The 25720-nt window shown below is 59.2% G+C and carries 32 protein-coding genes; 17 read left to right on the top strand and 15 right to left on the bottom strand.

Annotated elements, in window-relative coordinates; genetic code table 11:
- Positions 1 to 46 precede the first annotated feature (46 nt).
- Positions 47 to 841: an ion transporter gene (locus tag B5T_RS01725; RefSeq protein WP_014992723.1), complete on the bottom strand. Its 795-nt coding sequence runs from the start codon at positions 839 to 841 to the stop codon at positions 47 to 49.
- A 307-nt stretch (positions 842 to 1148) separates the two neighbouring features.
- Here B5T_RS01725 and B5T_RS01730 point away from each other — a divergent pair, with 307 nt between their 5' ends.
- The 5 genes from B5T_RS01730 to B5T_RS01745 all read left to right on the top strand — a co-directional run bounded on the left by B5T_RS01730 (position 1149) and on the right by B5T_RS01745 (position 4600).
- Positions 1149 to 1976: a hypothetical protein gene (locus B5T_RS01730; protein WP_014992724.1), complete on the top strand. Its 828-nt coding sequence runs from the start codon at positions 1149 to 1151 to the stop codon at positions 1974 to 1976.
- A 145-nt stretch (positions 1977 to 2121) separates the two neighbouring features.
- On the top strand, positions 2122 to 2913 hold the full coding sequence (locus B5T_RS01735) for a suppressor of fused domain protein (RefSeq protein ID WP_014992725.1): 792 nt from the start codon (positions 2122 to 2124) through the stop codon (positions 2911 to 2913).
- Positions 2914 to 2920: 7 nt separating this feature from the next.
- Complete coding sequence (locus tag B5T_RS01740) at positions 2921 to 3553, top strand: HD domain-containing protein (protein ID WP_014992726.1); 633 nt, start codon at positions 2921 to 2923, stop codon at positions 3551 to 3553.
- 37 nt (positions 3554 to 3590) lie between these two features.
- Complete coding sequence (locus B5T_RS22940; RefSeq protein WP_148279182.1) at positions 3591 to 4082, top strand: hypothetical protein; 492 nt, start codon at positions 3591 to 3593, stop codon at positions 4080 to 4082.
- A gap of 50 nt (positions 4083 to 4132) precedes the next feature.
- Positions 4133 to 4600, top strand: coding sequence for an acetyltransferase (locus tag B5T_RS01745; protein WP_041716696.1), 468 nt, complete (start codon positions 4133 to 4135; stop codon positions 4598 to 4600).
- A gap of 24 nt (positions 4601 to 4624) precedes the next feature.
- Here the strand turns inward: B5T_RS01745 and B5T_RS01750 are convergent, their stop codons facing one another.
- Complete coding sequence (locus B5T_RS01750) at positions 4625 to 5698, bottom strand: transporter substrate-binding domain-containing protein (RefSeq protein ID WP_014992729.1); 1074 nt, start codon at positions 5696 to 5698, stop codon at positions 4625 to 4627.
- A 362-nt stretch (positions 5699 to 6060) separates the two neighbouring features.
- Here B5T_RS01750 and yghU point away from each other — a divergent pair, with 362 nt between their 5' ends.
- From yghU to B5T_RS01770, 4 genes are all read left to right on the top strand, one after another.
- Positions 6061 to 6930: a glutathione-dependent disulfide-bond oxidoreductase gene (gene yghU, locus B5T_RS01755; protein WP_014992730.1), complete on the top strand. Its 870-nt coding sequence runs from the start codon at positions 6061 to 6063 to the stop codon at positions 6928 to 6930.
- Between the two features lie 81 nt (positions 6931 to 7011).
- Positions 7012 to 7269 carry a hypothetical protein gene (locus tag B5T_RS01760; protein WP_148279183.1) on the top strand — a complete coding sequence of 86 codons (258 nt, stop codon included), beginning with the start codon at positions 7012 to 7014 and terminating at the stop codon, positions 7267 to 7269.
- Positions 7270 to 7294: 25 nt separating this feature from the next.
- A complete protein-coding gene (locus B5T_RS01765) occupies positions 7295 to 7966 on the top strand; it encodes a nucleoside/nucleotide kinase family protein (protein WP_014992732.1) in 672 nt (223 codons plus the stop codon).
- Positions 7967 to 8052: 86 nt separating this feature from the next.
- Positions 8053 to 8616 (top strand): DUF6891 domain-containing protein, encoded by a 564-nt coding sequence (locus tag B5T_RS01770; protein ID WP_014992733.1) that lies wholly within the window; start codon positions 8053 to 8055, stop codon positions 8614 to 8616.
- An 11-nt stretch (positions 8617 to 8627) separates the two neighbouring features.
- Here B5T_RS01770 and B5T_RS01775 read toward each other — a convergent pair whose 3' ends face one another.
- From B5T_RS01775 to B5T_RS01805, 7 genes are all read right to left on the bottom strand, one after another.
- Positions 8628 to 9014, bottom strand: coding sequence for an OsmC family protein (locus B5T_RS01775; RefSeq protein WP_014992734.1), 387 nt, complete (start codon positions 9012 to 9014; stop codon positions 8628 to 8630).
- A 124-nt stretch (positions 9015 to 9138) separates the two neighbouring features.
- A complete protein-coding gene (locus B5T_RS01780) occupies positions 9139 to 9771 on the bottom strand; it encodes a glutathione S-transferase family protein (protein WP_014992735.1) in 633 nt (210 codons plus the stop codon).
- An 88-nt stretch (positions 9772 to 9859) separates the two neighbouring features.
- The gene (locus B5T_RS01785) at positions 9860 to 10603 is read right to left on the bottom strand and encodes a DUF2894 domain-containing protein (RefSeq protein WP_014992736.1); all 744 of its coding nucleotides are present in this window, start codon (positions 10601 to 10603) and stop codon (positions 9860 to 9862) included.
- Positions 10596 to 11237 carry an OmpA family protein gene (locus B5T_RS01790; protein ID WP_014992737.1) on the bottom strand — a complete coding sequence of 214 codons (642 nt, stop codon included), beginning with the start codon at positions 11235 to 11237 and terminating at the stop codon, positions 10596 to 10598. Before B5T_RS01790 ends, B5T_RS01785 begins: the two co-directional genes overlap by 8 nt.
- Positions 11237 to 13537: a DUF802 domain-containing protein gene (locus B5T_RS01795; RefSeq protein WP_014992738.1), complete on the bottom strand. Its 2301-nt coding sequence runs from the start codon at positions 13535 to 13537 to the stop codon at positions 11237 to 11239. The genes B5T_RS01790 and B5T_RS01795 overlap by 1 nt, the downstream gene beginning before the upstream one ends.
- Positions 13534 to 14295 (bottom strand): DUF3348 domain-containing protein, encoded by a 762-nt coding sequence (locus B5T_RS01800; protein ID WP_014992739.1) that lies wholly within the window; start codon positions 14293 to 14295, stop codon positions 13534 to 13536. The genes B5T_RS01795 and B5T_RS01800 overlap by 4 nt, the downstream gene beginning before the upstream one ends.
- A gap of 121 nt (positions 14296 to 14416) precedes the next feature.
- Positions 14417 to 15628 carry a CaiB/BaiF CoA transferase family protein gene (locus tag B5T_RS01805; RefSeq protein ID WP_014992740.1) on the bottom strand — a complete coding sequence of 404 codons (1212 nt, stop codon included), beginning with the start codon at positions 15626 to 15628 and terminating at the stop codon, positions 14417 to 14419.
- A gap of 138 nt (positions 15629 to 15766) precedes the next feature.
- Between B5T_RS01805 and B5T_RS01810 the strand changes: the two genes are divergently transcribed.
- Together B5T_RS01810 and B5T_RS01815 are read left to right on the top strand one after the other, a co-directional pair.
- The gene (locus B5T_RS01810) at positions 15767 to 16525 is read left to right on the top strand and encodes an IclR family transcriptional regulator domain-containing protein (RefSeq protein WP_014992741.1); all 759 of its coding nucleotides are present in this window, start codon (positions 15767 to 15769) and stop codon (positions 16523 to 16525) included.
- A gap of 53 nt (positions 16526 to 16578) precedes the next feature.
- Positions 16579 to 17781: an acyl-CoA dehydrogenase family protein gene (locus B5T_RS01815; protein WP_014992742.1), complete on the top strand. Its 1203-nt coding sequence runs from the start codon at positions 16579 to 16581 to the stop codon at positions 17779 to 17781.
- A 128-nt stretch (positions 17782 to 17909) separates the two neighbouring features.
- On the opposite strand, the gene B5T_RS01820 is transcribed toward B5T_RS01815, so the two are convergent.
- Together B5T_RS01820 and lysM are read right to left on the bottom strand one after the other, a co-directional pair.
- Positions 17910 to 18296, bottom strand: a complete 387-nt coding sequence (locus B5T_RS01820) for a DUF2780 domain-containing protein (RefSeq protein WP_014992743.1) — start codon at positions 18294 to 18296, stop codon at positions 17910 to 17912.
- Positions 18297 to 18318: 22 nt separating this feature from the next.
- On the bottom strand, positions 18319 to 18756 hold the full coding sequence (gene lysM / locus B5T_RS01825) for a peptidoglycan-binding protein LysM (protein ID WP_014992744.1): 438 nt from the start codon (positions 18754 to 18756) through the stop codon (positions 18319 to 18321).
- Positions 18757 to 19060: 304 nt separating this feature from the next.
- On the opposite strand from lysM, the gene B5T_RS01830 reads away from it, so the two are divergent.
- Both B5T_RS01830 and B5T_RS01835 read left to right on the top strand, forming a co-directional pair.
- Complete coding sequence (locus tag B5T_RS01830; RefSeq protein WP_014992746.1) at positions 19061 to 19510, top strand: UPF0158 family protein; 450 nt, start codon at positions 19061 to 19063, stop codon at positions 19508 to 19510.
- Positions 19511 to 19612: 102 nt separating this feature from the next.
- On the top strand, positions 19613 to 20581 hold the full coding sequence (locus tag B5T_RS01835) for a DUF481 domain-containing protein (RefSeq protein WP_041716700.1): 969 nt from the start codon (positions 19613 to 19615) through the stop codon (positions 20579 to 20581).
- Between the two features lie 18 nt (positions 20582 to 20599).
- Here the strand turns inward: B5T_RS01835 and B5T_RS01840 are convergent, their stop codons facing one another.
- Positions 20600 to 21760 carry an AAA family ATPase gene (locus tag B5T_RS01840; RefSeq protein ID WP_014992748.1) on the bottom strand — a complete coding sequence of 387 codons (1161 nt, stop codon included), beginning with the start codon at positions 21758 to 21760 and terminating at the stop codon, positions 20600 to 20602.
- Here B5T_RS01840 and B5T_RS01845 point away from each other — a divergent pair.
- Complete coding sequence (locus B5T_RS01845; protein WP_229682995.1) at positions 21741 to 22508, top strand: DUF1287 domain-containing protein; 768 nt, start codon at positions 21741 to 21743, stop codon at positions 22506 to 22508. The two genes, B5T_RS01840 and B5T_RS01845, sit on opposite strands and share 20 nt — an antisense overlap.
- Before the next feature lie 9 nt (positions 22509 to 22517).
- Here the strand turns inward: B5T_RS01845 and B5T_RS01850 are convergent, their stop codons facing one another.
- Positions 22518 to 23123 (bottom strand): 2-hydroxychromene-2-carboxylate isomerase, encoded by a 606-nt coding sequence (locus tag B5T_RS01850; RefSeq protein WP_014992750.1) that lies wholly within the window; start codon positions 23121 to 23123, stop codon positions 22518 to 22520.
- Between the two features lie 18 nt (positions 23124 to 23141).
- A complete protein-coding gene (locus B5T_RS01855) occupies positions 23142 to 23837 on the bottom strand; it encodes a glutathione S-transferase N-terminal domain-containing protein (protein ID WP_014992751.1) in 696 nt (231 codons plus the stop codon).
- A gap of 206 nt (positions 23838 to 24043) precedes the next feature.
- Between B5T_RS01855 and B5T_RS01860 the strand changes: the two genes are divergently transcribed.
- A complete protein-coding gene (locus B5T_RS01860) occupies positions 24044 to 24589 on the top strand; it encodes a TetR/AcrR family transcriptional regulator (protein WP_041716703.1) in 546 nt (181 codons plus the stop codon).
- Between the two features lie 16 nt (positions 24590 to 24605).
- Positions 24606 to 25079, top strand: coding sequence for a nuclear transport factor 2 family protein (locus B5T_RS01865; protein WP_014992753.1), 474 nt, complete (start codon positions 24606 to 24608; stop codon positions 25077 to 25079).
- Between the two features lie 8 nt (positions 25080 to 25087).
- On the opposite strand, the gene B5T_RS01870 is transcribed toward B5T_RS01865, so the two are convergent.
- On the bottom strand, positions 25088 to 25483 hold the full coding sequence (locus tag B5T_RS01870) for a VOC family protein (protein WP_014992754.1): 396 nt from the start codon (positions 25481 to 25483) through the stop codon (positions 25088 to 25090).
- Between the two features lie 67 nt (positions 25484 to 25550).
- Between B5T_RS01870 and B5T_RS23480 the strand changes: the two genes are divergently transcribed.
- Positions 25551 to 25718, top strand: coding sequence for a GNAT family N-acetyltransferase (locus tag B5T_RS23480; protein ID WP_202803025.1), 168 nt, complete (start codon positions 25551 to 25553; stop codon positions 25716 to 25718).
- The last annotated feature ends 2 nt before the right edge of the window (positions 25719 to 25720 follow it).

The following is a 25720-nucleotide window of genomic DNA, read 5'->3' on the forward strand; positions in this document are numbered from 1 at the left end:
GCTCCATTCTCTCAGATACTGGAGCCTCCTCGATACCCGGGGCGGTTCATTTTTCCATTGTCCTCAGAAGGTCCAGCATCTCCTGCCGTTCATCATGAGCGCGCTGGTTCTCCCGCTCCCTTTCCTCCCGCAGTTCCATGTCGTGCACCTCCTGGGTGGCGTTGACAATGATGGCGATGAACAGGTTCAACACCATGAAGCTGGAGATAAGAATGAAGGGGACGAAGAAGATCCAGGCATGGGGGAACTGCTCGATCACCGGACGGGCGATCCCCATGGACCAGCTTTCCAGGGTCATGATCTGGAACAGGGTATAGATGCTGGCGCCCAGAGTGCCAAACCATTCCGGGAAAGCCTCGCCGAACAGTTCCGTACCCATTACCCCGAAGATGTAGAACATCATCAGTAGCAAGGCCGCGGTCCAGCCGATGCCGGGCAGGGAGTGCATAAGGGATTCCACCAGCATGCGCAGCCGTTTTACCGTGGACAGGAGCCGAAGTACCCGGAGAATGCGAAGGCTGCGCAGAATCGCCAACTGACCGGAAGTGGGAGCCAGGGAGAGGCCGACGATGAGAAAATCGAAGAGATTCCAGCCGGAGCGGAAGAAGCGGGGGCCGAAGGCGGTCAGCTTGATCAGGATCTCCGCCACGAACACCGCCAGGATGACACTGTTGAGCAACGCCAGTAACCCGCCGGCGGCTTCTTTCGCGGTGGCGGAAGTCTCCACCCCCAGCACGATGGCATTGAGGAGGATCAGGCCGGTAATCAGGTGCCGTACAGGCGGTGACTCGATCCACTCTCCAAGCCGTTGGCGCCAACTTTTCAAAACCAGCGTTGTCATGCCTGTCTCCGTTTGAAATCCTCTGGCGCCGGCTTGGCTGGCGTATTCGGCGCGCAGTATACATGGTGTGAGCGGTGGAGCCGACAGCGGAATAAACCGCTATCTTCCCGGTCGCCCCGGTCCCAAAGGAACTCCCGGGTACTAGAGACCAGGGGAGGGAGAAATAATTCCGTTTTAGGGTCGGCTTTGGCGTGTACTCTGCTATCAACATCATGACCGTCGAGCTACGACGTCGCTGGGGGAGGCGAGCTCGCTCGCGAATTTCTGTAACATCCATGCTGTAGCAAGCAAGGGATTGAGCCGGGTAATGGACAAGAAAGCCAAGAGAATACTGCTTTCCACCTTTTGGAAGAACGGTTGGATTGACAGAAAGGACAGGGTTCTGACAGGGCCGGACTTCGAGTATGCGAAATCAAAGGGGTTGATGTTTGATCCGATTTCGATTTCACATGATGACTGCGTGGCTGCCATTGTCAGATTGGTGAACGAGACCCCTGTGGAGGCGGTGGCCAAAGGGTTTGTCAGTAGTCTGAGTCGTCGCCGTCTGGATTGGCGCTCCGCCCTGTCTTCTTATGTGATTGCCAGGAGCATCCCCGACCATCACTACACTCCTGTTGTCTCCGGAACTCACTATGTGGACGGAAAGCCGGCCGCGCACTCTTATGTTTGCGGTATTTGCAAAGACTGCCGGTATGGGGTGATAGGGCATGAGTCTTATGAGGAAAGTGATCTTAATGTATTGAATTTCGAGCGGATAAAATGGGGCGGTGTTCGCCATGGTGACATTCTCTACACCCTTTTTGACTTGAGGGAGTTTAAGCGGTGCGAGATTCCCGAGCCGACGGCTGATGATGTCGATTGTCTGAACGGCATACTGAGTGTAATTGAAAGCTCCCAGCCCGATGATTATCCAGGTGCACTTGAGAAGCGGCTGGCCTCGGTTGTAAAGTCCAGCAAGGCGGAGCGGCAGGTTATCATCGAGATTCTGGCAAGCATCGGTGTGTTAAAGCCCGGCAGCTACGACCGGCCGGTAAAGGGAAGAAACGACTGGGTGTTTGCCGAGTACTGGCGGGGTGAAGATGGCTACTGCCGTCAGGCGGTCGAAGAGTATTTCGGGCCGTACTTGTCGCGCTGACGGGAGCGGACTGTCAAACGACTGATTGGGCCACCTCTTGACCTGCTGGTATTGCCCAGCGAGATTTCAAAAGGATGGCGGTTCCGCGGGGCCGTTGAGAAGTGATAGGGTGAATTCTTGCCTGCGAGAGTGAAGGACGTGGACCATGAAAAGGATTTTGAAGAAATTGTTCGGTTCGAAATCAGCCATGAAGAGCGCTGATGGAGCCATTCCAATTAAGAAAACCTCGAAAGATGCCGAGGCTTTTTGGCAGAGTGTCTATGATGCCAGAACGACATACTACGAAGAACATATCGGATCGTTTCCCGAGGATATACTGAAGCTGCCCAGCATGATCGGGGTTTGGCCAGGTGGTGGGCTTTATGTCATGTCGGCGGACAAGCTGGGGCAGGATCTGTGGGTGTACACCACTTTTGGCATGACCAATTCGGATATGCCAGCGAATGCTACGATGACGGATTCCGAGGTGGAAACCGATGACCAGGGCCGTGTGGTGCGCCAGACAGGTATCTTGAAGGCGAAAGAGCAGGCGGAAAGTCCGGGTGGAGCGGCTGGTTATGGCTATGAGATGCTGGTGATCACCAGAGAAAATGTGGATTGGCCGCTGGGTTTCATGCAATGGACGGTCAATGCCGAGATTCTGAATGATGTGGGTATCCTGAAGCGGGTGGAGGATTATAACGGTCTCACGGTTCAGGAAATTCAGGTCGCCGAAGGCGACCTTGTCAATGTGCTGATCAGCAAGGCACGGCAGCCTCTGCCTTTGGGAGTCGACCTGCCCAACGGGCGGATGGATCTTCTTGTCGCCACCGTTATAACCGATGACGAGATGGAATGGTCCATGGAAAACGGTCGGGATGCGCTGCTGGACAAGTTGATCGCCGCGGGAGTGGGGCAAGTCAGCGAGCGGGGCAGAAAATCAATCCTGCAGGGATAATGACACGATGCTCGACGAATCAGCGATGAATCCGGACCGCTGGGCCCGACTTATGGCGCTGTGGGACTTCGGCGAAAATACCGAGACGTATCGCTCCCTGGTGTCTTCCTACTCGGATAAGGGGCGCTACTATCACTCTCGGGAGCATGTTTCCGCCTGTCTACGGCATCTGGACAGATGTGTTTCGGATATACAGTCCCCCCGCGAAGTGGAGCTGGCCTTATGGTTTCATGATGCCATCTATAAGCCGCTTTCAGGAAAGAACGAGAAGAAGAGTGCTGACTGGGCAGAATATTTCGTGCTGGAGAATGGAGCATCCAAAGATATCGCCGATAGGGTGCACCGTCTCATTATGGTGACCGAGCACAATGCTCCTGCGAAGACGAATGATGAATTGCTGTTAGTGGATATCGATCTGGCTGTATTGGGTGCGGATCCCGCAACTTACCAAGTCTTCGAAGAAGGAGTGCGCAGCGAATACAATATGGTGCCATGGCCCTTATACCGAAAGAAGAGGGTGGAGGTGCTCAAGGGCTTTCTTGATCGTCCCAGAATCTTTCAGAACGAGCCTTTCCTGACGGAGCGCGAGCAGCAGGCCAGGAAGAATCTGGCGGCTGCCATATCGAAACTGGGCGGATAACTAATTTTTGGAGGCTAGGATCAGAATTCTGATATTGATGAGTTGTCTTCTTTTTTTTGGTTGCAGTGTAGTAACCATTGAAGACTATAGAAATCCGGAGACTCATGAGCTTCGGCAAGCAATTATCTACGGTCGCGGTATCGATAAGCTGGAAAATGAAGTTGTTCTGGTTCCGAATTTCAGGACGTTTACTTCTTCTTTTCCTGTGCGCTACTCGTCGCTGTTTATCATATCTGAGACGCCGGCTCATGTTGTCATTAAAAGTGTCACGCTGACTGATCCCGCGACGGATCTGAAAAGGACTGTAGAAGTTAATGAGAGTTTTGAATTGGACAGAGAGTTGAGAGATACGGGGGTTATGTCCCGGAGTGCTGGATTGTTTGGTTCCTTGTCAGAGAGTTATCCTCACTTTGAGGGGGCGAAGAATTTGGACTTAACTGTAAAAGTATCAATAAATGGCGGGCCGGAGAAATTACATACGTTTTCTTTGGAGCTGGTCGAATACACGGATATGGCCTGGCCAACCTGATACACAAAGCGGTAAGAAACGGCGTCCCCTGGAAAATAAGAAGGTGAAAAATGCACATTGAGCGTGCGGAAGGTAAAGATCATCGGGTGTTGATAGGAATCTGGGAGGCGTCCGTCAGGGCCACTCATGACTTTCTTAAGGAAGGCGACATTGAGGCGCTCAGGCCGCTTATACTTGAGCAATACTTTGACGCGGTTGAGCTTACCTGTGCCCGGGATGAAACTGGCCAGATTCAAGGCTTCTGTGGCGTGGCCGAAGGGAACATAGAGATGTTGTTCATTGCACCGGAGGCACGAGGAACCGGTGTCGGGTCTTTACTGGCGGCGCATGCCGTGGAACGGCAAGGCGCGACAAAAGTGGACGTTAATGAACAGAACAAACAGGCTCTGGGCTTCTATAAGCACATCGGTTTTTCGGTAGTGGGCCGCTCGCCGTTGGATGGGCAGGGTAAGCCCTACCCGCTACTGCATATGGAACTGGTTCAGGGCAGATCGGGAAAGGCAAGCACACCCGCATGAGGTGTGCTTTGACCGCCCGGAAGCCTACTCCGCCCCCAAGTAACGGGTCACCACTCCACGCCATTCTTCATCGTTTAAAATACCCAGCAAGGCACGGTCCAATGGCTCGCGCAGCTGGGATCCATTGGCCACGGCAATGGCATAGCTTTCTTCCCGGGCCAACTGGGGCAGAACCAGTACATCGCTATCCTGGTTCTGGCGCAGCATGTAACGCATCACCGGAGCGTCATAGACCACTGCATCCACCCGGCCTTGTGCCACGCCCTGCATTACCTGCTCGATATTCTGATAGGGTCGGTAAGCAATACCCTGATTATCGAGCCAGTGAGATGCGCTGGTGCCGTCGACGGTTCCGACTTTAACTCGTGGCAGATCCGCGACGCCGGAAACCCGGGTTTGCAGTTGATTGACGGTAACGCTGGAGGCAATGGCGGCGGTAAAGCCGGATATGGTGATGATGCTGGCGAACATCCAGATTAAACCGATGGCCCGGCCGGCCGGGGTGACCGGCGCTTTATCACCGTAGCCCACGGTGGTCATGGTAACCGCCGACCACCAGAATCCGCTGCCAATGCCTTCACGGATGCTGCCGCCAAATTGTTCGGGATTACGGCGGCGCTCCAACAGCCAGACCGCCAATCCAACCGCCAGCAGCACCAGGACCAGTGCGGTGACGGCGGAGAGGAACTTCCAGCTGAACAGGCCTTGCAGAGTAGTCAGCCAGCCAGAGGGGCTGCTGGGCGTGGCAATGCCAAGGCCGGCACGGAACATGGGCTGGGTGAAGTCCAGTCGCCGTTCCCGGTCGGCGGTCACACTGATGGCCCCAATAGCCACATCGGCCTGGCCGTGTTCCACGGCTTCGAGCATCTCCGATACGCTTTGGTAAGAGCGCAATTGATAGTCCTGCTCCAGTTGGCCCGCCAGCTGATCCCATAAATCGATGCTGATGCCCGTCCATTTGCCTTCTTCCTGATAGCTGAACGGGGGCGCTGATTTGACCGCCACGGTAAGTGGTTCGGCGTGCGCCAGGCCGGTGATCAGCAGGCAAAGAAAGGTGATCAAAAGACGTGATGGTGGGCTGCGGTCTGCGTATGGCATCCTTTCCTCCTGGTTGTCGCCAGCGGATGCTGGTGAGGGACGGCGGGCACCGTATCTTTTTTGGATAGAGCCCAGGGTAGCGGCACCCTGATCAATACGCCAGTGAGCCGATAATGGTGTGATATAAAGCAGGGGGCCGTATGGCCCTTATTTTATCGGGCCACGGGGAAGACTGCTCCAGGCCGTTTTTTCTGTAATTGAAAAACAATCTGAACGGCCGGAACTGGGGTGACGCTGTCTGGTGGCGTTGACACGGCAAAGGAACGGGCAGGATCAGGCAAGGGGAGTACCTTGCCGTTCGCCAGGGTTTATGTTGGCATGCTACACGTCAACCGACTTTGGCTAATCGTGAGAGCATTCCAATGACCGACGACACCTATACGCCTCCGCAAGTCTGGCAATGGGAGCCCGGCAACGGCGGCAAGTTCGCCAACATCAACCGGCCCATCGCCGGTGCCACCCATGACAAAGAGTTGCCGGTGGGCAAGCATCCATTGCAGCTTTACTCCCTGGCCACGCCCAATGGCGTCAAGGTCACGGTAATGCTGGAGGAGTTGCTGGCTCTGGGCCACACTGGCGCTGAGTATGACGCCTGGCTGGTCAATATCGGCGAAGGCGATCAGTTCGGCAGCGGCTTCGTGGAAATCAATCCCAACTCCAAGATCCCCGCCATGATGGATCACAGCGTGGATCCGCCGCGGCGTGTGTTTGAAACCGCCTCCATTGTCCTGTATCTGGCGGAGAAATTTGGCGCTCTGATACCCAAGGAGCACGGGGCTCGCACCGAGTGTATGAACTGGCTGTTCTGGCAGCAGGGCGCGGCGCCTTTCCTGGGCGGTGGTTTTGGCCACTTCTATGCCTATGCTCCGGAGAAGTATCGCTATCCCATCGACCGCTACACCATGGAAGTAAAACGCCAGCTTGATGTACTGGACCGCCATCTGGCGAAGAATGCTTATCTGGCCGGTGATGAATATTCCATTGCCGATGTGAGCACCTGGCCCTGGTATGGACAGCTGGTATTGGGACGTTTGTACGACGCCGCTGAATTCCTGGATGTGGAGTCCTACAAGAACGTGACCCGTTGGGCCAAGCAAATTGACGCCCGCCCGGCGGTAAGTCGTGGCCGCATGGTGAACCGGACCTTCGGCAAACCCGAAACCCAGCTCCGTGAACGTCACGACGCCAGCGATTTCGACACCCGCACCCAGGACAAGCTCGAGGCGTCCTGACCACTGATGGTATGAACAGGGATGAGTACACTCTTTCACAACGGAAGGTACAGGCTGGATACCGTGCCTCGTGAGATGAGGATGTCTCACTGGGTCCATGCTCCGGTGCTCACGGATACGGAGACGGCCGAGGTCCTGCTGGATCTCAGAGATGGGCTGTGGGATTTGCGAGGCGCGAAGGAGGAAGGGCAGGCTATCCTGCTGACACTGGCGCGTTACCCGAATGGTAATAAGGAATACCAGCTGCTTTTGCATCCTCATGCGCGAACGGTTGCCGTTGATGGTTGTGAGTATCCGTTGCCCCGAGCCGTGGAGATATTGAAAGCCTGCACGCCATAAAGTTGATGGCAATGAGCATGGGGACATGGAACAACGAAAGGCATTGCTCCAGAGAATCGCAACAGCCATTGCCAACAGGGTGAACAGCGCGACCCTGTGTGTGGCCGTTGACGGCGTGGACGGGGCGGGCAAGAGCACCTTTGCGGATGAGTTGTGGGGGGTGTTGCACGGCGATGGAATCAAGGTAATCCGCGCATCCGTCGATGGCTTCCATAACCCTAAGGTCATTCGCTACCGTAAAGGGCGTTATTCCCCGGAAGGCTTTTATTACGATTCCTATGATTACGAGGCACTAAAGCGGCTTCTTCTGGATCCATTGGCGCCTGCTGGAAGCGGGGTTTACACCACTGCTGTATTCAATCATGTCATGGATAGACCGGTGGTCGTCTCCCCGCGGGAGGCGACTCGGGGGCATGTGCTTCTCTTTGATGGTATTTTCCTGCAGCGGCCGGAGTTGAGCGGGTATTGGGATCTATCCCTCTATCTGGATATCCGCAGTGATACTTCCGTATCCCGTTTGCAGCTGCGGGATAGCGGCCCCTGTTCCCCGGATCACCCTCTGAACCGCCGCTATACGGGTGGGCAGGCTTTTTATAGGCAGCGATGTCATCCCATGGAAAAGGCGCATATCATCGTGGACAACAATGAGCTGGCCAGGCCGTTTATCGTTAAGTGGGATGATCGTTCACCGAATTGAAAGGGTAATGTATGACCCTGGTAAGGCAAAAACTCTAACCTCCACGTCGCATGGCGTGGCCAATCGCTCCCGAGGAGGGAACGAAGATGTCTCTTTCAGTGGATACGCTGGGTGAAATACGGGCCTTGGTGCGCGGCGGGTTCGATGAGCGTGATGACATCATCGAGATCCTGTGTGAGGAGATGTATGAACCGGGAGAACTGGACGAACAAGCGGTGGAGCAGGCCGTGGACGCCGCTTTCAGTGAATTGGAACGGGAAAAGCGCCAATGGCCGGCGGTAACGGATTGCGACCGTTTGGAGCAGGCGTTCCTGGCGCTCAATAAGCGGGGTGTGATTGCCTTGCACAATGCCGGGTACACGCAGGATGACGGCTATGCCGACGTTCAGGAGGTGTTCTCTGAACACCCTGAGCAGGACAGCGTTAGCGGCTACTGCTTTTACCATGGTCAGGATCTGGAATGCGTGGTATCCGGCGGTGGTCTATATCTGGCCTTCGGCCCCATGGACCCGGTGCATGAAGAGACGGAGGGGCCAGTGGTGGGCACGCTGATTGTCGAGGAACTCACCAAGGCCGGCCTGGATGTGCAATGGGATGGTACCTTCGCCCATCGTATCTTCATTCCCGATATGGATTGGCAGCGTCGCTAAGCCAGCGCGTGTTACTGCCATTTGCTTTCGATGGGAGTGCCCCGTCCCACAGTCTTGGTCACCGGGGTCTTGGCGGCGATCTCCAGCAGCCGCTGTCGTTGCTCGTCGGTCAGATCCCTGCTGCAGGAAAGTGTCCGGTCGATGAACTCGTTGCCGCCTTCGTCGCGACGGAAGTGCAGGTACACGCTGATCTCTCCCAGCTCCCAGCCCTTGCGCTCGGCGTACATACGCAGGGTAATGGAGGTGCAGGCGCCGAGACCGGAGAGCAGCAATTCGTAGGGGTTGGGGCCGCTGTCCTCGCCGCCCAGATCGGCGCCTTCATCGGCTTCAAAGCGGTGGTGGCGGGCGTGGATATGTTGCTGATAGTGAGTGTCGCTGTATACCGATACCTTGGCCATTGCGGTCTCCTTGACGGTGGGCGAACAGTGCTCTTACTGTGCCACAGCCGTGCCGGTATCGGGAATGCCCCTCTCCGTTGGAATGTTTTTCCCGGTGAGATTCCGGAGAGAGGGGCGCTCTGAATCAGACCGCGTGGGAGGCCAGGTCATTGTCGATTTGCTGTGCCTTGATGGCCGCGGGGCGTTCGATCAGATTGGCGCAGTAGCGTTCGAACACCGGCCGCTTTTCAATGGCCCCGATGGCCATCTCGTAACCCAGGTACGCGCCGGCGAGCAGGTCGGCGGCGGTGAACTGTTTGCCGACCAGGTAATCGCGCCAGCGTAACTCGTTTTCCAGCGTGTTCAGTACCCGCTCCAGCGTGCCGTATCCGGCGGTGGCCGCCTTCTTGGCATCGTTGCCGATCTCGAAACCCAACACATGATTGGTGCAGGCGGCATCGAACGGGCCGGCGATGAAAAACAGCCAGCGATAGTAAGCGCCCCGCTCCCGACTGGTCGGAGCCGGTGCCAGCCCGGCTTGCGGGAAGGCGTCGGCCAGATAAGTGCAGATCGCCGAGACTTCGGTAATGACGGTATCGCCATGCACCAGGGCGGGTACTTTCCCCATCGGGTTGATCGCCAGATAGTCCGCGTCTCTCATCCCCAAACCGAACGACAAAACATGGGTGCGGTAGGGCTGGTTCACTTCTTCAAGCATCCACCGCGCCACCCGCGCCCGAGACATGGGATTGGTATAGAAGACCAGATCCTGACTCATGCAATCCTCTCCGTGTCGTTATTGATTGGAAGAGGAGTGTAAGAGCGTCTCCTGTCAGATAATGGCAGCAGTGTTGCCGGGCGGGACGTCAGCCCTTCTTCGCCACCTTCTCCAGCGCCAACAGGGTGTCCATGTAACTGACGAAGTGGTTCAGATAGTCCGGTGACAGGCCGCGCAGGGTCTCCACGCTGCGAGTGACCAGGCGGTGTGCATTGAGCGGGCCGGCGTCGCCGGGTGTCTGGGCGATGGCGTGGTCGATGCGCTTTTGGGTATGCAGGCGGGCGCGGGTGGCGCGCAGTTGGCGCAGGGCCTTGAGTTCCCGTGGTGATGCCAGCGGGCGGGTGTTGCGACGCCCCTTGCTGGCGGTTTTCTGAAACAGGTTGGGGTGGTTTCTTAGCAGAGAATCCAAAGGTGTGTTGTCGGCGCCTTCGTCTTCGACATCACTGTTCTGCAGTGCTTCCAGCAAGGCCACCAGCGGTGAGGGGGAATGCCGTGCCTGCTGTTCGGCGAGGCGCTGGAATGCGCGCAAGTCACCGCTTTCGAACAGGTGATCCAACTGTGCCTGTGTCGCGTCGTCGAGAGTGTCATAAGGCAAAGCGGCGCGCCGTACCCGGGCCGCCTCCCGCGCTTCTTCGAAGCGTGCTTGATAGTCCGTCAGCGCCTGCTGCCATTTGTCCTGTTGCGCCAGTGTTGGCGCCCGGCGGCTTTCCGCCAGCCGTCGCGCCAGAGCTTCCAGATACCGGAAACGCACCGGGTCGTAGCGGTCGGCGTGGTCGTCACGCAGCCGGGCAAGACGTTCCAGCGGTGTGGGTGAACCGGTGGCGTCACTCATCGTTCTCTGCCTGATTGCTCTGGCGCGGTACGGTAGTGATCTCCACCCGACGGTTCTGGGCGCGGGAGGCTTCGCTCTGGTTTGGAACCACCGGCTGGTTGTCGCCGAAAGCGGCGGCGAAAATGCGATCCGCCGGCATGCCCTGGGCGATCAGGGTGCGGGTGACGGTAAGCGCCCTTTGCGCCGAAAGCCCCCAGTTGTCCTGATAACGCGAATTCCCTTTCTGGATCGCCAGATCGTCGGTGAAGCCACTCACCATCAGCAATTCATCATGTTCGCTGAGATAATTCCGCAGCGGTTCCACCAGGCTGCTCAGCAACTTTTCGCCCTGGGGTTGCAGGACATCGGAATTGAGCGCGAACAACACACTGCCACTAATGCCGATGCGGCCGTTATGGAAAGTGATGCGGCCGCTGGAGAGGGGATCCCGCAGGGCGTCTTCCAGCGCGATCCGGCGCTGTTCCTCCACCTGGCGGCGGGCTTTTTCCTGTTGCAGGGACTGGCTCAGCTCCAGTTGGATGCCGATCACCCACACCGTGATCAGCACAAAAATGCCCACCAGCGCCGCCATCAGGTCGGAGAAGATGGCCCAGACCGGCGTGGCCTGGGCCTGGCTGTCGTGCAGCTCGTCCATCAGCCGGCTCCGTTGCCGTTGGTGGCCGACTGCTGGCGCACCGCGCCAAGCGCTTCAAGCACATCCTTCTGTGAGGTCATGCTCAGGTCGATGACTTCCCGGGCTTGCTCCACGTAGTAAGCCAACTGTTCGTCGTTGCGTGTGGTGGCCTGCTCCAACGCGGTTTCCACCCGTTGCAGATGGTCCACCAGCTTGTCATTGGCGTCGCTGAACAGCTGCACGGCGACGGAGAACGCCTCGCTGAGGCTGGCCACTTCATGGGCGCCGCCGGTGACGTCGGACGTCACTTCATCCAGCTTGCGGCTTTGTTCGTCCACCTGCTGCGAGAAGGCGTCGCTGACGGTCTTGAGAACATCGGCGGAATCACGGATCAGGCTTTCCACGGCCTCGCGCTGGGCGGTGGCGGCTTCACGCTGGGCGGCCAGCAGGGTTTCCAGCTCCGCCATGATGCGTCGGCGCTCCTCCAGCATGTCGTTGTCGCGTTCACTGCCGCGAGCCATCTCCTCGCGCAGCTGGCTGATTACCTCGGCGGCGGCCTTGGGCGTCTCCGAAGCGGTTTCGATCAGACGCGTCATGGGCGCTTCCAGGGCCGCGCCCAGGTCGCCGAGGTGACGGGTAACCGTGGTTTCCAGTTCCGCCAGCCGCGCGGTGGCGGTTTCGCCACGCCGGGCTTCTTCATCACGCAGCGCGGACAGGGCCTCGCCAGTATCCGCTATCAGTTTCTCCAGGCCGTTGCGCTGTTGCGCTATAAGCGTCTCGGCGGCGCTCTGGAATTGCTCGTTATGGCTTTGCAGGGTCTGGGTGATGTTTTCAATCAGACCCGCGGCGGAGCGCTGCTGTTGATCCAGACCATGGCGCCAATGTTCAGCAGTTTGTTCGGTGGTGGCCTGGAAGCGCTCGGCCAGTGTCGCCAACTGACGTTCGCCGGTGCTGTGCAGTTGCTGGTGGTGTTCGCGAGTCTGGTCCAGCAACGCCTTGCTGTGTTGGTGGAAGGTGTCGTTGTGGTCCTTCAGGGTGGCGCCAAGGCTATCCGCCAGTTGGACGTTGGCTTGCTGCTGTTCGCTCAGGCCACCGCGCCACAGTTCCGCCGTATGCTCGGTGGTGGTCTGGAAGCGCTCAGCCAGGGCCGACAATTGCGCCTCGCTGGCCTGCTGCAAGTGTTGATGATGCTCCCGCGCCTGAGTCAGCAGGCGATCGCTTTGTTCACGGAAGCGTTCGCTGTGCGCCTGCAGTGCTTCGGCTACCTGTTCCGTCAGCTGACGGCTGTATTGTTGCTGCTCGCCAAGACCGGATTGCCAGGCCCGGGCGGCGTGCTCGGTGGTGCTCTGGAAGCGTTCCGCCAGGGCGCCGAGTTGGCGCTCGCTGATCTCGCTGAGCGCCTGGTGGGTGCTTTCCGCCTGTTGTCCCAGACGGGCCATGGCCGCTTCCACGATCGGGCGGGTGCTCTCCGCCGCGATGCGGCCGCTGTCCGCCAGGCTCTGTTTCAGGGTATCGCTGACCGAGCGGGCCAGTTGCTGGTAGTGGCCGCTGACGTCGTCATGGAATTGTTGCTGGTTTTGCGTCAAAGCACCGCTGACCTGCTCGCTCATGTGTTCCATGCGTTCGGCAAGATGACCGAGTTGGGCAACCACTTCGGGGAAGGCGGCGGACTGCTCTCGCAACGCCTGGTAAGTATCGCGCTGTTGCTGGCCGATCGAGAACGCACGCAGTTCCGTGGCGATATGACCGTCCAGCTCGCGGCCGGTCACAATCCGGTCCCGGCGGCTCAGGGCGGCGGCCAGGCCCAGCATGGCGGAGCTGGCGACACCGGCGATGGAGGTGCCGAACGCCAGGCTCATGCCGCTGATCGGCGCGGCCAGGGCATTACGGATGGCGTGCAGTTCGCTGCCGCCCTCCAGAGCGGTAACGGCACCGCGCAGAGTCACGATCATGCCGATGAAGGTGCCGAGCAGGCCGAGCATGACCAGCAGACCGGAGAGGTAGGGGGTTAGCATCGGGCCGGGCAGGGCGGCCGGCTCGCCTTCCACCCGACGGCGCACCGCGTTACGCAGGGAAGCGGGCAGGTCGGAGAGCCATTGGCCCAGGCTGTCCGGGCTGCCCGGCAGTTGTCCCAGGCTCTGGCGCAATTGATCGGTGGCGCGGCGGAACTGCCGCAGCTCCAGGAAGCCCAGGCCGTACACCAGTGCGATCAGCAGGATGGCGGTCAGCGCCACCAGATCGGTGCCGAGAAAGCCCAGGCCCACCCAGATCACCGTGATGGCGCCCAGAATGAAGGTCAGCGCGAAAAGAAAACGTGTCATTGCGGGAGTGGTTCCTCGTGATTCAATGCGTCCAGCAGGCCCTGCACCGGCTCCAAACGGGTTTCCAGCTCGGCCAGCAGCAGCGTCTGCATTTCCTGCCGAAACTGGTGTAACCAGCCCCCCGGCGCCACCCAGGCGTCGGTCGGATCGGGCTGATCTTCCTGTTGTTGATTGCGGTGCGCCCGCCAAAGGGAGCGAAAGCGTTTGCCCAGCACCATCGGTATGGCGCCGAAGCAGTAACGGCCGTAGCTGGCCAGGGTGTTGTCGAACACCGTGTCGAGCACGGCGAGCTGGGCGAGAGCGTGATTCTGGGCGGCGAAGCCGTCGCGGAGACGTTGCCGAAGATACTGGATAGCGGTGATCAGCTGCCTCTGATGGGACAGGTAAAAACGTTCATAGGGTTTGAACACCGGTGGCGTTTCGATGGTCTCCGGCAGTCGCAGCTTCACCTTGACGTCGCCGGGGTCGAAACTCAGCGTGATGCCGTTGAGGAGCGTGTCCCGGGTCTGGTTGAAGTCCGCCCGCAGACGCTCCGTCAGACCTTCTTCGGGGCGGAATGGCCCCATGGACTGGTACTTATAGGCGGCGTCCAGCGCAATGGTATCGGACAGATCGAACAACCGGCCCATGCGCTCCGCGAAGCAGGCGTGAGCATCAAGGCCGGTGCCGTTGCCCAGTGCGGCCACCAGCTGTACCAATCTGGCGCTGGGAGGGGCCGGTTGCGCTTTTTTTTGCGTCCTGTGCGTGTTGTTGCTCATGGGCCGCCGTGGCTAGGAAAAAGGTATGACCATGCCGTCGCCTGACGCGACGGGAAACCGCCCATTCTAATCAACTGCGGCGGCCCCACCAATCCTGCGGATGCCTGAGTCGGTTTGGCGGTCAGCCGGGATCGTTGGCGGCGGGAACGCCCACCACGGCTCTGGCCCGCAAAGCACGGATCTCAGCGTCGCTGAATCCGGCTTCGGCCAGCACGCTTTGACTGTCTTCCCCGAGTCGTGGCGCCGGTTGGTCGGGGTGGGTGATGGCTCCGGTGAAGCGCAGCGGGTGCCGGGTACCCAGTAGTTTGCCTTCGCTGGGATGGTCGATTTCCTGAAAGAAATCCACCGCCCGCAGGTGTGGATCGTCGAGCAGATCTTCCAGGGTGTTCACCGGGCCGCAGGGAATGTCCTGCTCCCTGAGCGCGGCAAGCCAGCAGGCGGTGGTCTGTGCCGGCATGCATTCCGCTGCCACTTGATACAGTTCGCCAATGCGCTCGCTGCGACGTGGCGGATCCAGCACCCAGTCCGCGTTTGCCAGATCGTGACGGCCGACCAGACCGAGGAAGCGCTGCCAGTGACGTGAGGTGTAGGGCAGCACGGCGAGATAGCCATCGGCGGTGCGATAGGGGCGGCGGTAAGGCGTCATCAGCCGGTCGTAACGCAGTGAACCCAACGGCGGCTGAAACACGTGGCCGCTGAGATGCTCCGCCAATAGAAAAGACACCAGACTCTCGAACATGGGGGCTTCCACCGACCCTCCCTGGCCGGTGCGCTCGCGGTGCAGCAGCGCGGCGGCGATGCCGATGGTGGCGTAAAGGCCGGCCACTTTATCGGCCAGGACAGTGGGGGCGAAGGCCGGTGGTGAATCGGGAGTGTGGTTGAGAGAGGCCAGTCCGCTGATCGCTTGCATGATGTCGTCGTAGGCCGGGTCGTCGGCATAGGGCCCGTCGCCGCCAAACCCCACTGCCGCGCAGTACACCAGGCGGGGATTAAGGCTCCGTACGGTGGCGTCGTCGATACCCAGTTTTTGTGCGGCGGCCGGACGCACGTTGTGCAGCAGCACGTCGGCGTCCTTGATCAGCTTGTGCAGTGTGGCCTGGCCTTCGGTGGTTTTCAGATCGATGACCAGAGAGCGTTTGTTGCGATTCAGATTGAGAAAGCCGGCGCCCATGCCGGTGTGCCGGGCTGGCGCCGCGGCGCGAAAGATGTCCCCCTCCGGTGCCTCCACTTTGATCACGTCGGCGCCCAGGTCGGCAAGAAGCTGGGAAGCGAACGGGCCCAGTACCACGGTGCTCAGGTCCAGCACCCGGATGCCCTTCAATAATTCGAACATGACCTCTCCTCAAGGCACGGCGCCGGGCGCCGACGATATTGTTTTTTTCAGTCTTGCATGGGGCCGCTTCTTTGTGCAACGCTATTTTGAATCAAAGGTTCATTTAGTGAACCTACAGGGAAACCATGAGAGAGGAAGATGGCATACGCACCGGTGTCCGCGGTTCTGAAAGGGTTGAAAGTGTTGGAAGCGGTCAACCGGTTGGGGCCGGCGAGTCTGCGAGAGATTACCGAGGCCACCGGATTGCCAAAGGCATCCACGGTACGGTTGCTGGAAACCCTGATGCATGCCGGCTACATCTCGGTAATGAACGACGCCCGGCGTTACATCGTTACCGCGCGGGTGTTGTCCCTGTCCAACAACTTCCGCCCTGATCAGGCGTTATTGGCGGTGGCCGCGCCGGTTCTCAAGACACTGCGGGAAAAAACCGGCTGGCCTTCGGATCTGGCCCTTTATCAGCACGGCAAGATGGTGATCGCCGACACCAATCGTCAGCCCGGTACGTTCTCGATCAACCGCTCGGTGGGGTCACGGGTACCGATGACAAGTACGGCTCTGGGGCGGGCCCATCTGGCGTTCTGCCCGGACGCGGAGAGGGAGGTGATTCTTGATCTCCTGGCCCCGCTGCAGGAGCCGGATGAGGCCTTGGCGGGCAGCCGTGACAAGCTGGAGAAGCTGATTAAAAAGGTGCGTAAACAAGGTTACGCCACCAGTAATCAGGAGTTGATGAAAACCATTCGGGCGGCGGCGGTGCCGGTACGGCATGACGATCAGGTGGTGTGCTGCTTCAACATCATTGTGCCCGCCCAGGTCATGTCTCTGACGGAACTGGAGCAGAAATACGTCCCGCTGCTTACCGCCGCCGCGCGGGATATAGAACAACGCCATCGGGGCTGAAGCCGATGGCTGACCGTCACCGTGCGTATGACGACTCAATATAGGAAGACACCATGAATTTCGATCTGCCTGAAGAACTGGTGACACTGCGTGACGCGGTCACCGACGTTTGTGAAAAGCACCTGATTACCGGCATCAAGAGTTTCGAGGAGCGGCAAGAGTTCGCTTACCCGCTGATCCGGGAGATGGGAAAGGCCGGCCTGTTCGGCGCGCCCTTTCCTGAGGAATTGGGAGGTAGTGCCGCCGGCTTTCTGGCGGTGTCGGTGATCGCCGAGGAAATTTCCCGGCTGGCGCCGGAATTCGGTTACGCCATGAACATGCAATCGATGACCTGCCCTTACACCATCTATAACTGGGGCACGGAAGAGCAGGCGCGGCGATTCGTGCCAGGGTTGATTGCCGGTGAACAGATCGGCATGTTCGCCTTGTCCGAAGAAGGCAGTGGCTCCGATCCGGCGGGTTCCATGCGCACCGTGGCCAGGCGTGATGGCGACGTGTACCGCCTGAACGGCTCGAAAATGTGGATTACTTTTTCCCATGCCACTGATGTGGGCGTGTTGTTTGCCAAAACCGATCCGCATGCCGATCCGGCACATACCGGTATCACCGCGTTCATCGTGCAGCCGAAACACTTCGAGGGCTACAGCGCGCAGCCCATCGAATTGCCCGGCCTGTCCAGATCGCTGCGCAGTTGCACCGTGTTTCTGGATGACTTCGTGGTGCCGGTGGAGAACCGTCTGGGTGAAGAGGGTGAGGGGTTCCGTATCGCCATGAACGCTCTGGAGTACGGCCGTCTGACCGTCAGTGGACGGTTGACCGGCCTGGCGCAATCCGCTCTGGATGTGGCACGGAATTACGCCAACGAGCGCATCATTGGCGGTAAACCGATCGCCCGCTTCCAATTGATTCAGGAGCGTATCGCCGATGCCACGGTGGCAGTGGAGGCGGCGCGATTAATGTCGCACAGGGTGGGTTGGACCATGGACCAGGGGCGGGTGTCGACGCGGGTGGCGTCCCGTGCCAAATACTTCGCCACTCAGGCGGCGCGTCTGGCCGGAGATGTAGCGCGGGAAGTCCTGGGTGGCAATGCCCTGACCGCGGAATACCCGGTCAAGAAGATTAACGCCTACATTGACATGCTGACGGTGGGGGAGGGCTCCGAGAACGTGCAGCGGGTGCTGATTGGTGAGGATTCCCTGGGTATCAAGGACGCCACCCGGCACGCCATGCGTAACCGGTTCGTGGGAATGTTGTAGCGCCGGTGGTATGGAAGGCCGCGGTAGGCGCTTGCCTTGCAAGCGCCTACCGCGGCTTCGTAGTCCCGTTTTATGGAACGCAATGGCCCTTTAACGAAGGCGTGTGCGTATTACCGGAGCCTGTTGTCTCAGAACGGCAATGCTTTCTGAATCAGACCGGCGATATCGCCTTGTCCTTGTTTCTGGAAATACTGCAGGATCACCGGGATAAACTGCACCAGAGTATCCTTGTCCAGCCCCAGCTTTTGCATGCCGCCGGCGATTTGTGTCAGACCCGCCAGTTTGTCACTGCCCAGGCTGGAGAGCAGGCCTCCGGCCATGCCCAGCAGGGAGTCTCCGCCACTTTCCGGGGCTTGCGACATCATCCCTTCCAGTTTGGGTTCAGCGCCGAGCACGCGGCCGAAGTCGGTGCCGGAAAGGTTGTCTTTCACCAGTTTCATCAGCAGGCCGGTACCACCTTCGGCTTGTTGGCCGCTGACCCCGAGAGTGGATACGAGCTGGTTGATCAGGTCCATGGCCTTGTCTCCTTGCCAGTGTTTATTTTGGAATACGGATTTTCTGGCCCGGGTAGATCAGGTCAGGATCCTTGATCACTTCACGGTTGGCTTCGAAGATGGCGGTGTATTTGTTGCCGTCGCCGTAAAACTGGCTGGCCACTTTCCACAGCGTGTCGCCTTTCTGAATTTCGTAGTACTCCACTTCTTCCACCGCCGCTTCCGCCGGCAGGGTGAGGGCGTCACCTTCCACTTTCTCCACGTTTTCCACGTTGCCGGCCAGCAGCACGGCTTTTTCCTTGGCGGCTTGGTTTTCGCAATCGCCACTGAGAGCGGCGCAGCCGTCGGCGAATTTCACCTCCAGGTTCGACACGCCGGGATTGTCCTCCAGAATGTGCGCTTTGATTTTGTCGGCTGCGTCCGTGTCATCGCTACCGAACAGTTTCTTACCGATGTTTTTCGCAAAGCTGAACAGATCCATGTTGCATTCCTCATACATTAGGGTGGGTCAGGCTCGGGGCCAGGGCTTGATTATTTCCCTATTGGCACGGCAAACACCATGCCGGATGATCTTTTCTTACCGTAATTCAACACTATTTTGTGATTGTCCCGTGGCCGTGCTTCAGGTTATGCAACTGTTGGGTTATGGTCAGCGGATCGATGGAGCCTGAATTGCAATGATTGCTGATGCCGGTGGCAGAGGAGATCAGGGACGCGACCATCGCAAAGAGGCTGCGGGTTTTCATTAGACGTGGAGAACCCCCGGAGATTAAAAGGAGGAGACTATGACCGTATCGCTTAAAGCTGTTGCCAGAGAATGGCAAACCGGTGATGAGTTTCAGTGCTATATGCATAGAGAAACCGGGGAGGTCTTCCCGGTTATGAATGAGGAGGCCCAGAAAGCGGAAGAGCCGGATCCCGACGGCCCTGACTGGCTCAAGGAGATACTGCCCAAGATCCGCGAAGTGTTGTCCTCGGACCAATACGTGCCAATGCCGGATCAATGGGAATTTGATGAGTATCATGTCATGGAGAAGTTCTGTTGGTCGGTGACGTCTGGCAGGGACAGCGAGGCGCTTGAGGATGCGATCAGAGGCCGCGGTGCCTTTCGCCGCTTCAAGTCGCTGGTCTTTGATCTCGGCCTGGAGGACGCATGGCACCGGTTCAGGGACGAGGCGTTGGAGGAGATGTTGGGCGCTTGGATGGACTCGGAGGGGATCGAATACGAGGATTAAGCGGAGGTTGATCCTCGTTCCGGTGATAACGACAATCCTGTTTCCCAAGGCGACCCCGTGAGATTGGCACCGTTGCGTCTATCCTGTTTTTTTGCGGCTCTCATGTTTCTCAGTGCTGGCGCTATGGGCGACACCGTCTGGTTGAAGAATGGTGACCGGCTCACCGGCGAGATCGTGCTGATGGACAGTACCAAGTTGCTGCTGGAGACGTCCTACGCCGGCTCGGTGCCCATTGATCGGGAGATGATCAGCACGCTGCAGAGTGACCACGAACTGCTGGTGAAGTGGCCAGGGGGTAATGGCGAGGCCAGTAAGGCAGTGGCGGCGGGGCAGCCCGGTCGGATCGTGGTCAGCAATGGCGAAGAAACCACCGTGGAACTGGCCAGTGTCACCCGTATGCTGCGCCCCAAGCCCTTCCTCCAGGACCTGGAATGGAGCGGGGATCTGGAATTCGACATCAACTACGAGCGGGCCGAGCGGGACACCGACGACTTCGACCTGGCCCTGAACAATCAAGCCCGGCACGGGCCCTGGCGGCATAATCTGAAGGCGGACTACAACCGCAAGTTCCGTGACGATGTGCGTATCGAGCAGGACTGGAGCGCCAAGTACGCGTTGGACCGCTTCGTTACCGAGAGCCGGTTCTGGCAGACCCGCTACGAATACCAGCGTGACTGGTTCGAGAATGTCCGTCGGCGCCGCTCCCTGGGAGCGGGACCGGGTTACCAGTTCTGGGACAATGAACTGGGGGCTTTTTCCCTGGCGTGGCTGCTCAGTTACAACCAGTTCTCCTACGCGGAAAGGAGCGACAAGGCGTTCTACGCGCTGGGCATGCAATGGGACTACACCCGATATCTGGTGGGCAAGACCTTCGAGCTGTTCAGCCGCGGCAGTGTCGGCAAGGCCTTGAGTGGTGTGGAAGGATATTCCGTGGATGCGGAATTCGGGGTGCGCTACCGGCTCACCGACTGGGCTTCGCTGAGCATGAAAGTGGAAACCGATCTGGTGAAGGATTTCTCCGAGGACCTGGATGAAACCGATTACAGTCTTGGACTCGGTATCGGTTGGTGAGTGGGCCGTCGCGGTAGTCTAGGGCCAGCTCCACATCGGCGTATCCAGCAGCCCCTGGCCCAGGATGCGGGTTTCCCCAAGTTCTTTCTCCAGTTCCACGCCATGGCAGTCCGGTGCCTGATTCAATGCCGCCACCAGGCGGCTGGCATGGCTGATCACCCACACCTGACTGTGGCGGCTGGCGCGGGCAATCAGTCGCGCCAGGGCCGGAAGCAGATCCGGATGCAGGCTGTTTTCCGGCTCGTTCAGAACCATCAGTGAGGGCGGCCGTGGTGTCAGCAAGGCCGCGATCAGCAGCAGATAACGCAGCGTGCCATCGGACAGCTCCGCCGCTGTCAGCGGACGCAGCAGGCCGTACTGGTGGAAGGCGATCTTGAGCCGGCCGTCGTCCAGGGGAACGATGGCCAGGCGCGCGCCGGGAAAGGCATCCTCGATGGCACTGTCGAGCGCCCGGGCATCGCCGATTTCCCGAATGGTTTGCAGGGCCGCCGCCAGATCGCGTCCGTCGTGATGCAGCACGGGGGTACGGGTGCCCAGTTGGACCTGCCGGGCGGGGGCGCCCTGATCGGTGCGAAAGTGGTCGTAGAAGCGCCAACCGCGAATCCGCTCGCGCAGGGTGACCACCTCTGGTGTGGTGCGGGCGTCGGCCACCTGACTGAACAGGCTGTCGAAGCTGTTGAGGTGGTCGCTGATAACCTGCCAGGGGCCTTCACCCCGGGTTTTCACCAGCGGGCCGCAGCGATCCACCAGCACCGTGGCCGGACGATAGCCGGAGCCGGCCCAGATCAGTTCCCGTTTGATCTCCGGGTCCAGATTGAAGGCGGTGGTGGCGTCCGGTTTCGGCAGACCCAGCTCGATCAGATAGCCATAGTCCTCATCGTTGAATCCGAGACGCAGGCGGCGGCTGTGCTGGCGAGGCCCGCCCTGCACCGGCACCGAGCCGTTGCGCATGCCTTTGGTGAGGGTCTCCGGTCCGGCCCAGAACGTGGATTCCAGCCCGCCTTCGGCGGCCAGGGCGGCGATCACGTCATCACGCGCGGTGGCGGCCAGCAATCGCAGGGCGCGGTACAGATTGGATTTACCGCTGCCATTGGCTCCGGTGACCACATTGAGGGGCCCCAGCGGCACGGTCAGATTCAGAACGGAACGGTAGTTGCCAATGGCCAGCGTGGTCAGCATGCGGGACGGTTCCTGGTGGCGGAGAGGGGCCAGTAAAAGGGAATCCCGGCGCTGTTTCAAGGCGGTGGAAGCGGGCCTTCCGCGTCATCGGCGCCGTGCTATGCTGGCGCCCATGAAAGCCGTTGCCATCATTGTGAGTGTCCTGTTGGGGGCGATGCCGTTGTCGATAGTGGCTCAACCCTCGACGGAGTCCGCCTTCGTGACCGCCCTGGTCGATGCCGCCATGGCACGCACCCGGGTGTCCGTCACCTATGACGGCGGCTATCGCCGTATCGACTATCCCAACGGTGATGTGCCCGACAATATCGGCGTGTGCACGGATGTGGTGATTCGCTCCTATCGCAAGGCCGGGGTGGATCTGCAGCGTCTGGTGCATGAGGACATGACGCGAGCTTTCGACGCCTATCCGAACCACTGGGGATTGCGCCGTCCCGATCCCAATATCGATCACCGGCGAGTGCCCAATCTGCAAACGTTCTTCGAACGTCAGGGGGCGGCGCTGCCGGTCTCTGACCGGGCCGACGCCTACCGCGCCGGTGATCTGGTCACCTGGATGCTGCCCGGTAATCTTCCGCATATCGGCGTGGTGACCGGGCAACGTTCGGCCGATAGCGGTCGTCCGTTGATCGTTCATAACATCGGGCGCGGACCGGAATTGGAGGATCTGCTGTTCTCTTATCCCATTACCGGGCATTACCGTTATATCCGGCTTCCCAGCCAGGAGGCATCGAACGGCGATACCCGCTGAGGTGCCGTCTCAGCGGCCCTGTCGCCGTTCAATGGCGGCCTGAATCAACGGCATCCGATCATTGCCGAAGTACATGTCATCACCATCGACGAAAATCGTCGGTGAACCGAAGCCACCCCGCCGCATGACGGCCTCCGTATTCTCGCGCAGCTGGTCCTTGATGCCGGGTTCCTTGATGCCGGCGAAGAAGGCATCCCGGTCCACGCCCAGCTGGTCCAGAATCGGAATCAACGGGTCGTCCTGAGCGATGTCCTTGCCGTCACGCCAATAGCTCTGGAACATAGCCCGGGCGAACGGCACCAGCTTGCCCTGAGGGGCGAGCCAGAGGCAGCCGCGCATGGCCTTGACGCTGTTCACTGGAAAGACCTCCGGCCAATTGATCTCCAGCCCCTGATAGCGCGCCCAGTCCTGCAGATCCTTACGCATATAGCTCGCTTTCTGCGGTACCGGTTTTTCCCGCGAAGCGTACACGGACGGATTGATGGTATTGAAGATGCCGCCCACCAGTATGGGTTTCCATTCGATGCTGGTGCCGGTGTCCTCGGCGATTTTCTGAATGCTCTCGAAGCCCAGGTAAGTCCAGGGGCTGGAGCAGTCGAAGTAAAACTCGATCATGGCGAAATCCTTGTGCTGTTATTCGTTGGTCGCGGTTTGGTTCTGGCCGAACAGGACTCGTTTGGCGTCGTCGGACATGGTGCTCTGGCGCAACGCCTTGCCCACCGCCAGGCCTTTTTGCAGAGCTTCGCGGCTCCGCAATTGCGAGAACCAGCGTGCTACGTGGGGAAAGTCGTCCAGTGTGATGCCTTGGGCCTTGTGGGTCATCACCCAGGGGAAGATGGCCATGTCGGCGATGGAATAGTCCCCGGCCACGCAAGGGGCGTCAGCAAGGGTCTGATCCAGCACGCCGTAGAGGCGCCGGGCTTCGCGGCCGTAGCGGTCAATGGCATAGGGAACTTTTTCCGGTGCGTATAACAGAAAATGGCCGTTTTGACCCAGCATCGGGCCCAAACCGCCCATTTGCCACATCAGCCACTGCTTGACCCGATAGCGTCCACGCAGGTCCGTGGGCAGGAAGCCGCCGCTCTTCTCGGCCAGATACTCCAGGATGGCTCCGCTTTCGAAAAGGGAAACCGGTTCGCCGCCATCCTCCGGAGCGTGATCCACCAGCGCCGGCATCCGGCCATTGGGGCTGAGGGCGAGAAACGCGGGATCGAATTGCTCTCCCGCGCCGATATTGACCGGCACGATGCGGTAGGGCAGTCCGCACTCCTCCAGCATGATGGTGATTTTCCAGCCATTGGGGGTGGGCCAGTAGTACAGATCAAGCACGAGCGTCTCCCGCAGTTGTTGTCATCGTTATGGGCGGCATGCCGCCGGGCCAAACCAATCTAAAACATTCCCACCGGTTTCGCGAAAGCAACGGACCGAATGATGGTCGTCATGATAGGCGCGGGTTGACGATGGAGAATGATCGTTCTACTCTCTTGATCATGATCACTTCAGCACGACAATCCGCCACGGAGTCTCCGCAAACAGTGAGAGCAAAGCTGCTCGCTGTCACCGAACAGCTGATCTATAGCGGCGGAATTCACGCCACTGGCATGGATCGCATCGTTCGTGAATCCGGCGTGGCCAGGAAAAGCATTTACCGGTACTTCCCCACCAAGGAAGCTTTGGTGGCGGAGGCGCTGCGTGAGCGGGACGAGCGTTGGATGCGCTGGCTCATCTCGGAATGCGAAGCGGTACCGCCGGGGCCGCCGCGTTTGCAGGCGATCTTCGATGCGTTGGCGAGCTGGTTCGCCCGGGATGATTTCAATGGCTGTGCTTTTATTAACGCCGCCGGCGAAGTCGCCGCCGGCCCCATTCATGACGTGGCTCGGGCCCACAAGCAGCGATTGCGGGATTATCTTTGTTCGGTGCTGGCGGAATGCAGTGTGGCCGATGTGGAAACCGTGGCGGCGGATCTCTCGATTCTGATCGACGGCGCGATCACCAGCGCCCGCGTCGGAGGCGATTCCCGGGCGGCGGAGCGGGCCGCGCGCATGGCGCGCCTCCTGATTCAGGACAGCGACGTTTTATAAACCACCGGAGACGGTCATGACCACTGCTACACGCCCACCCTTGCCCCCCTTTACCCGTGACAGCGCCATCGAGAAGGTGCGTTTGGCGGAAGACGGCTGGAACAGCCGGGATGCCGATAAGGTCGCGATGGCCTACAGCCTGGATACCCGTTGGCGAAATCGGGCCGAGTTCGTGCATGGCCGGGATGAGGCGCGCGCTTTCCTTGAGCGCAAATGGAGCAAAGAGCTGGAATACCGTCTGATCAAGGAGCTATGGGCGTTCTCGGAGAGTCGCATCGCCGTGCGCTATGCCTATGAATGGCGGGATGATTCCGGCAACTGGTTCAGATCCTACGGTAACGAGAATTGGGAGTTCGACGATGATGGTCTGATGCGCCATCGATACTCCAGTATCAACGACCTGCCGATTGGCGAGCAGGAGCGTAAATTCCACTGGCCATTGGGACGGCGCCCGGACGACCATCCCGGCTTGTCGGATCTGGGCCTGTAGCCGACCGGTCAGGGCAGATTGAGTTGCCAGGACACACCGAAGCGGTCGGCGACCCAGGCAAAACGAGTACTGAATCCATAATCGTCCAAAGGCATCATGACCTCACCTTGTTCGGACAAACGGTTATAAAGGGAGGTCAGCTCTTCTTCGCTGTCGCAGTCGATGAAGAAGGAAAACGACGGCGTGAAATCGAAATCATGGGGAACTGGTGAGTCGATGCAACGGACCACCTGCTGTCCCAGACGAAACATGGCCTGATACACCCTTCCGGCGGCCTCCGGCTGTGTCTCGTCATAATGTGACAGGCTGATGATCTCGCTATCCTCGATCAGAGAGACATAAAAGCGCAACGCCGCTTCGGCATTGCCCTGAAACATCAAAAAGGGAGTGATTGCCTGTGCCATGGCGCGCTCCGATCAAAAAGGCAAAAATCAGGAGCATCAGTCTAGTCATCATTGAAGGATGGAGACAATGCCGGAGACCGTGATTCGAGATGCTCGCCCCGCTGATGCCGAAGCCATGGCGTCCTTGTACAACCATTACGTTCGCGAAAGCATCGCGACCTTTGAAACGGAACCGGTAGCGGCGGTGGAAATGGCCCGGCGCATCCAGAAAGTAAAGGCATCGTCATTGCCCTAGCG

The organism is Alloalcanivorax dieselolei B5 (assembly GCF_000300005.1).
Lineage (GTDB): Bacteria > Pseudomonadota > Gammaproteobacteria > Pseudomonadales > Alcanivoracaceae > Alloalcanivorax > Alloalcanivorax dieselolei.

Bases quoted from the DNA above. Each gene is read 5' to 3' on its own strand.
- B5T_RS01725 (WP_014992723.1), bottom strand. From the start codon at position 841: ATGACAACGCTGGTTTTGAAAAGTTGGCGCCAACGGCTTGGAGAGTGG.
- B5T_RS01730 (WP_014992724.1), top strand. From the start codon at position 1,149: ATGGACAAGAAAGCCAAGAGAATACTGCTTTCCACCTTTTGGAAGAAC.
- B5T_RS01735 (WP_014992725.1), top strand. From the start codon at position 2,122: ATGAAAAGGATTTTGAAGAAATTGTTCGGTTCGAAATCAGCCATGAAG.
- B5T_RS01740 (WP_014992726.1), top strand. From the start codon at position 2,921: ATGCTCGACGAATCAGCGATGAATCCGGACCGCTGGGCCCGACTTATG.
- B5T_RS22940 (WP_148279182.1), top strand. From the start codon at position 3,591: ATGAGTTGTCTTCTTTTTTTTGGTTGCAGTGTAGTAACCATTGAAGAC.
- B5T_RS01745 (WP_041716696.1), top strand. From the start codon at position 4,133: ATGCACATTGAGCGTGCGGAAGGTAAAGATCATCGGGTGTTGATAGGA.
- B5T_RS01750 (WP_014992729.1), bottom strand. From the start codon at position 5,698: ATGCCATACGCAGACCGCAGCCCACCATCACGTCTTTTGATCACCTTT.
- yghU (WP_014992730.1), top strand. From the start codon at position 6,061: ATGACCGACGACACCTATACGCCTCCGCAAGTCTGGCAATGGGAGCCC.
- B5T_RS01760 (WP_148279183.1), top strand. From the start codon at position 7,012: ATGTCTCACTGGGTCCATGCTCCGGTGCTCACGGATACGGAGACGGCC.
- B5T_RS01765 (WP_014992732.1), top strand. From the start codon at position 7,295: ATGGAACAACGAAAGGCATTGCTCCAGAGAATCGCAACAGCCATTGCC.
- B5T_RS01770 (WP_014992733.1), top strand. From the start codon at position 8,053: ATGTCTCTTTCAGTGGATACGCTGGGTGAAATACGGGCCTTGGTGCGC.
- B5T_RS01775 (WP_014992734.1), bottom strand. From the start codon at position 9,014: ATGGCCAAGGTATCGGTATACAGCGACACTCACTATCAGCAACATATC.
- B5T_RS01780 (WP_014992735.1), bottom strand. From the start codon at position 9,771: ATGAGTCAGGATCTGGTCTTCTATACCAATCCCATGTCTCGGGCGCGG.
- B5T_RS01785 (WP_014992736.1), bottom strand. From the start codon at position 10,603: ATGAGTGACGCCACCGGTTCACCCACACCGCTGGAACGTCTTGCCCGG.
- B5T_RS01790 (WP_014992737.1), bottom strand. From the start codon at position 11,237: ATGGACGAGCTGCACGACAGCCAGGCCCAGGCCACGCCGGTCTGGGCC.
- B5T_RS01795 (WP_014992738.1), bottom strand. From the start codon at position 13,537: ATGACACGTTTTCTTTTCGCGCTGACCTTCATTCTGGGCGCCATCACG.
- B5T_RS01800 (WP_014992739.1), bottom strand. From the start codon at position 14,295: ATGAGCAACAACACGCACAGGACGCAAAAAAAAGCGCAACCGGCCCCT.
- B5T_RS01805 (WP_014992740.1), bottom strand. From the start codon at position 15,628: ATGTTCGAATTATTGAAGGGCATCCGGGTGCTGGACCTGAGCACCGTG.
- B5T_RS01810 (WP_014992741.1), top strand. From the start codon at position 15,767: ATGGCATACGCACCGGTGTCCGCGGTTCTGAAAGGGTTGAAAGTGTTG.
- B5T_RS01815 (WP_014992742.1), top strand. From the start codon at position 16,579: ATGAATTTCGATCTGCCTGAAGAACTGGTGACACTGCGTGACGCGGTC.
- B5T_RS01820 (WP_014992743.1), bottom strand. From the start codon at position 18,296: ATGGACCTGATCAACCAGCTCGTATCCACTCTCGGGGTCAGCGGCCAA.
- lysM (WP_014992744.1), bottom strand. From the start codon at position 18,756: ATGGATCTGTTCAGCTTTGCGAAAAACATCGGTAAGAAACTGTTCGGT.
- B5T_RS01830 (WP_014992746.1), top strand. From the start codon at position 19,061: ATGACCGTATCGCTTAAAGCTGTTGCCAGAGAATGGCAAACCGGTGAT.
- B5T_RS01835 (WP_041716700.1), top strand. From the start codon at position 19,613: ATGTTTCTCAGTGCTGGCGCTATGGGCGACACCGTCTGGTTGAAGAAT.
- B5T_RS01845 (WP_229682995.1), top strand. From the start codon at position 21,741: ATGGCCAGCGTGGTCAGCATGCGGGACGGTTCCTGGTGGCGGAGAGGG.
- B5T_RS01840 (WP_014992748.1), bottom strand. From the start codon at position 21,760: ATGCTGACCACGCTGGCCATTGGCAACTACCGTTCCGTTCTGAATCTG.
- B5T_RS01850 (WP_014992750.1), bottom strand. From the start codon at position 23,123: ATGATCGAGTTTTACTTCGACTGCTCCAGCCCCTGGACTTACCTGGGC.
- B5T_RS01865 (WP_014992753.1), top strand. From the start codon at position 24,606: ATGACCACTGCTACACGCCCACCCTTGCCCCCCTTTACCCGTGACAGC.
- B5T_RS01870 (WP_014992754.1), bottom strand. From the start codon at position 25,483: ATGGCACAGGCAATCACTCCCTTTTTGATGTTTCAGGGCAATGCCGAA.
- B5T_RS23480 (WP_202803025.1), top strand. From the start codon at position 25,551: ATGCCGGAGACCGTGATTCGAGATGCTCGCCCCGCTGATGCCGAAGCC.